This window comes from Vibrio sp. 1180_3 (assembly GCF_029478545.1).
Lineage (GTDB): Bacteria > Pseudomonadota > Gammaproteobacteria > Enterobacterales > Vibrionaceae > Vibrio > Vibrio aestuarianus.
Genome location: NZ_SJFM01000071.1, coordinates 1 through 4,575 on the forward strand (window position 1 = coordinate 1; position 4,575 = coordinate 4,575).

General features: G+C 41.5%; 3 protein-coding genes. 1 reads left to right on the forward strand and 2 read right to left on the reverse strand.

Annotated elements, in window-relative coordinates:
* Nucleotides 1-92: 92 nt before the first annotated feature.
* Together EYW48_RS20340 and EYW48_RS20345 are read right to left on the reverse strand one after the other, a co-directional pair.
* Nucleotides 93-779, reverse strand: a complete 687-nt coding sequence (locus EYW48_RS20340) for a restriction endonuclease subunit S (RefSeq protein WP_277432958.1) — start codon at nucleotides 777-779, stop codon at nucleotides 93-95.
* A gap of 1 nt (nucleotide 780) precedes the next feature.
* Nucleotides 781-3,399: a type I restriction-modification system subunit M gene (locus tag EYW48_RS20345; protein WP_277432959.1), complete on the reverse strand. Its 2,619-nt coding sequence runs from the start codon at nucleotides 3,397-3,399 to the stop codon at nucleotides 781-783.
* A gap of 508 nt (nucleotides 3,400-3,907) precedes the next feature.
* Between EYW48_RS20345 and EYW48_RS20350 the strand changes: the two genes are divergently transcribed.
* Complete coding sequence (locus EYW48_RS20350; protein WP_277432960.1) at nucleotides 3,908-4,348, forward strand: DUF2787 family protein; 441 nt, start codon at nucleotides 3,908-3,910, stop codon at nucleotides 4,346-4,348.
* Nucleotides 4,349-4,575: the final 227 nt, after the last annotated feature.

The window sequence follows — 4,575 nt, forward strand, 5'->3', positions numbered from 1 at the left end:
TACATTATCGGATATTACTGCCAACTCAGACCACATCAGTATAACGGTGGTTTAACTCCCAATGAATCAGAACGATTATATTGGGAAAACTCTCAAACCGTGGCCAATTTTAGTTGACCACTACAACTCAACCACTCCCCACTAAACCCTTTAAAGCGGATTTCTGGAACGGTTTCACCTTGCTTGGGGAACATTTTTTCCAGCATGGCTTTTTTAAGGCTGCTGAGCTTGTCATGCTTTTGTTGGTGTTGGTTAATTAGGCCATCGAGCTTTTGAAAGTAGGTTCCTATGGCTGTTTGTTCTGGCCTTTCTGGTGTATTAATTTCTGTGTCTAAGATATTTTTATTGTACAATCGCTTGATGGTACTTCCTTCTAAACCACTCCATTGTACCATCGAATAGAAAACCTTTAAGAATGAGTTATCTATCCTTCCATCATGCTTTAGCCATACAATATTTGAGTCTTGGAAGTATTGCTCTTCTCCTTTATATTCGACAACTCGACCAATACTTCCAGAAGCAGATAACAAAAGGTCTCCTGTAACTGGATATGGGTATTTGGCTTTATATTCTTTAAATAGAGCCATACTAATAAAGGCATCGGGTTGCTTTCCAAAAGTACCGATTTTGAAGAATGGTACTTCGCCACTTCCGCTAGTTTGATGTTTAAAAATTCTTTTATTCATAGCCACAGAGCCAAGATCACCCAAAGTTAAGTTTTCCCACTCCCCACTAAACCCTTTAAACCGAATCTCAGGCACCTTCTTATCTAAATTCATCTTACTCACCCTTCAACAAACTAGTGAATTCAGTCAAGCCTTGCATATCGAACTCGTTACCTGTGAGACCACTCATCATTTCCGCTAATTCATCTTCAGTGGTTTTGATGTCACTCGCGACTTGCGAATAGGTTACAGCGTATTTATCCGCAAGGGCTTGTACCTTATTAGTAAGCTGGGTAATCAAACTGCTTGGCATTGCAGCGAGCTCGCAACTCAATGGCGCGATCCATTTCAGATGTAGCAGGTTATTCACTTGCTCGTCACTTAATCCCTCAATGGTGGTTTTGGTTTTAAGGTGCAGTTTAGTTGCCGCCTCTTTCACTGCTTTTTTTAGAGCCTTTTCTTCAATGATAAGTTTGTTGGCACGGATAATTTTGGTCTTATAGCTTTCTTCATGGACAAGGCTGTCTTCTGTGAACTTAACGTTACCGTCTTTCTGCTCTTTCAAGAATGCCTTAGCTGCTTTTGCTACTTCAGCATTGACAAAAGCATCTTTGCTTTCTTTGACGGTTGCTAGCTCTTTATCGTCTTCACTTAGCGATTCTAAAATGTCTTCCAGTGAACTTGAGATTTCAGCCAAACGATTCTCTTGTTTAGCCAGTGCTGCTAGGTCGTCGCTTAGATGAGTTTTTTGCACTAAGCCAAAAGGCAGAATGTGACCTTTCCAAGGCGTCGCTTTGTCTTGTACTTCCGTGTCTTTACCATTTGTCTTTTTGATAACGATATTTGGGTCAACTTGCTTAGTCGCATCAAAACCTTCGGTTTGCATCATTTCTAAATCGGCGCTAATGATTTGCCATTGGTTGTTTAGAAGCTGATAGGTTTGATATTTGTCGATTAAAGCAATAGGACTTAGGCGGGTAAATAGCTCAACACTTAATGAAGCCTCTTGTTGATTGCGTTTAACCCCTTCCCAATCTTGAATGAGTTTGGTGTTTAAGTCGTCATCAAACCCAGCAAAAGCTTGTTTGTAATCTGCTATGAACTCAACCACCTGTGTATGACTACTAATGCTTGTATTGACTGCGTCTTTAGCAATTGCCAGCTCACTGTACGCAGAAGATTTAGTCGCAAACAAGGTGCTGCGTAGTTCAGGAAAAGCAAGCCAGTATGCATTGAGCTCATCAATTTCACTGTTAGGGATGCCGCCTAACATAGTGGCGTGTAAGTCCCAGCTTTCAGCCGCCGCTGAAGAGTCCACATAGCGTGGTATGTTTAAGTTGTAGCCATTGCTGCGCAAAGTTTCTTTGCTCACGACTTTCGAGAATTTATCGATACTTTCACGCTTGATAACAACATCAACAATGCGCTTAATATCACTCGCTTGCAGCTTGTTGTTTTTACCTTCTTTAATAAAGTGCTTAGACGCATCAACAACCAAGACATCGGTATTCTGGCGCTTTTGCTTCAGCACTAAAATCACGGTTGGAATACCCGTACCAAAGAAGATATTACCCGGCAAACCAATAATGGCATCGATGTGGTTCTGCTCAATAAGCTGCTTGCGGATCTCCCCCTCTTCACCACCACGGAACAACACCCCATGAGGTAATACAATGGTCATAATACCATCGGGCTTTAGGTGATAGAGATCGTGCAATAGAAAGGCAAAATCGGCTTTAGTTTTTGGGGCTAGACCAAAACGCGAATAACGAGGATCGCTATCTTTATAGCTAGGGTCCCATTGTTGTGAATACGGCGGGTTAGAGACAACAGCGTCCACGTATAATGCATCATAAGTGCCTTGTGGGTCATTCTCATCGAAGTATGGCCAATCGTCTTCTAGAGTATCGCCATTGCGGGTTTTAATGTTGCTGGCTTTAATACCACGCATGATCAAATTCATACGGGTAAGGTTATAGGTGTTCGCTTTTAACTCTTGCGCATAATAGGTAATGCTGTCTTTGTTTTTAGCGTACTTTTCAACAGCCTCGCCGATATTGATAAGGAGTGAGCCAGAGCCGGACGTTGGATCGTAAATCTCAATGGTGTCTTTATTTTTGAGTTCATGAGCAATGATGTGCGACATGAGAACCGAGACCTCATGAGGCGTATAAAACTCCCCGGCTTTTTTACCCGCATTAGCTGCAAATTTTTCAATCAGGTACTCGTAGATGTAACCCAGAACGTCATAGCCTTGCTGACCGTTCATAGGGATACTTTTGATTAAGTGCAGCAAGTCGCTGATAGCTTTAGTTCGCTTACCCGCACTTTCTCCGAGTTTGCTTAACCCTGTTTCTAGGGTAGTAAAGATGCCTTCAAACAACTTTTTGTAAGTAGGAGAAATCAAACGGCTAAAAGCAGAAAGCGCATCACGCACGTTAGACTCGTCAAAGTCGGACGTTGGATCAACCCACGTTGAAAACAGATTTTCGTAAGCAATATAATAGCCAAGGTTATCTTGAATGTATTTGACTGTTTCAGCGTCCTCTTCTGTTAGCGCTTTGATTTCAGCAGACGTCATCCCTTCTTTGGTGACAAACTGCACCTGTTGATCGCTGAGGTACTTATAAAAAATGAAACCTAAGATGTAGTCTTTGTATTCGTTTGCTTCGATCTTTGAACGCATCTGGTTCGCTGATTCCCAGATTTTAGCCGCTAATTGTTGCTTATTCATATTCTGCTCAATTCATTTCAACTATTGACCGACATCGTGAAAACAGTCGGCACATGTTCGTCATATTGTGTTTAGGGATTCAGTTAAACCTGAGCTTCTTGCTCTGGTATCTAGGCTTTGAGAGCTTCACTTTTAAACGTCAAAAAGCCACCGAGTTTAAAACTGATGAGAGCCTATCTTTAAAGGCAAGTCTCTAAGTGTTTTTCTAAGCTGACTTTAACTATGTCGCTGATTTTTTAATCGCTACTATTTCAGCAACCACCGAGTTGTACTCTCGTGAATTCTTTATCCATTTTGAAACACGGAGAATACGGGAGAATTGAAGAATCAACAATGCGCAAAACCAAACTTTCAGCACTCCGGTTTTATATATGAATTTTTTGTTTTAGTCGAAATGACTCCCCATTCAGCATCACGCCCTTCTACCCCTGCCATCCATTTGAATCAAAATTTTTTCAAATATATTTAATCACTATGCATAACCCCATTAGTCGAAAAGGAGCCACTTATGCATAGAAACCGCTTACCCACGACTTCATTCAACAAAACAGCTTTGCCTACCTCCCTGGCTCTTCTAGAGACATTAAACAACGTTCTAAATAAATACGCAGATCTCGCAGAGGGGCATCACATTATCAACTACAGTAACGAGCACTACTCCGCTGAACATGGAGGCTATCACCCTATTGAGATTGCATTGAAGAAAGACATTAACAACAAGTACACAATCCTCTGCATCACTGACTTCAGCTTCAATGGATACCCTTACCCGATACTTGAACGAGATATTGAGTTCGATTTCACTCATGCCACGGTTTTCACTCGATACTCCGGTTTAAAGAGTATCAACGCACCCAAAACCGACAAGCTATACACACTATGGGAATCCAAATTCATCGCTAACTTAGCCAGGGGAGCCTACAGCCCAATCGAACTGCGTAGCCGCTAATACCTGAGCACAATTAATAACCACTCTCTCCCCTCGTTTCTAGTATCACCATGATTTTACTACCTTACTCTTTCACAGGAGAAACCCTTATGTCCTATGACTGTAATGGTACGGTTAACTTGGATGGTATTTAAGCCTTATAATTATCACTACTTATAAGGAATCTGATATGTCACCAAAACTACGAGTGCAAATCACCCCTCAACAGAAGCTTGAATATGCCAAGA

Excerpts from the sequence above, each read along its gene's own strand:
- EYW48_RS20350 (WP_277432960.1), top strand. The coding sequence starts at position 3,908 with ATGCATAGAAACCGCTTACCCACGACTTCATTCAACAAAACAGCTTTG.
- EYW48_RS20345 (WP_277432959.1), bottom strand. The coding sequence starts at position 3,399 with ATGAATAAGCAACAATTAGCGGCTAAAATCTGGGAATCAGCGAACCAG.
- EYW48_RS20340 (WP_277432958.1), bottom strand. The coding sequence starts at position 779 with ATGAATTTAGATAAGAAGGTGCCTGAGATTCGGTTTAAAGGGTTTAGT.